The organism is Sulfitobacter sp. HI0129 (assembly GCF_001635395.1).
GTDB lineage: Bacteria > Pseudomonadota > Alphaproteobacteria > Rhodobacterales > Rhodobacteraceae > Sulfitobacter.
The window spans coordinates 1-364 of record NZ_LWGH01000783.1; the positions used below are offsets into that span (position 1 = coordinate 1).

Consider the following 364-nt stretch of genomic DNA (forward strand, 5'->3'; position numbering starts at 1 on the left):
GCCTGCCCCACCGTCGCCGTGCCCCCCTATCCGGTGGATCAACGCTTCCCCACCCACATCGGGGATACCGAGTTGACGACCTACATCGACTGGATGTTCCTCACCTTTGTTCTTTCGCTCACCGGCTGCCCGGCGATTTCCATCCCCTGCGGGCTGACGCAAAACGGCCTGCCCGTTGGTCTGCAACTGCTCGGAAAACCCAAGGGCGATTACGACCTGCTGGCGGCGGCGAAACTGCTGGAAACGGAACTGGGCTTCGCCAGCCAGATGCCGATCAGACCGAAGTCATAGGCTTCGCACTCCGGGCCGCCGACAGCAGATCGGCGGCCTGTCGCCCCTGCCCCCCGCGCAACCATATCCACGA

The 364-nt window shown here is 64.0% G+C and carries 1 protein-coding gene; it reads left to right on the forward strand.

The genetic code is table 11. The features are described from left to right. Window positions 1-291: amidase family protein (locus A3764_RS19045; protein ID WP_269085032.1), on the forward strand; the 291-nt coding region annotated here is incomplete at its 5' end. Between the last annotated feature and the right edge of the window lie 73 nt (window positions 292-364).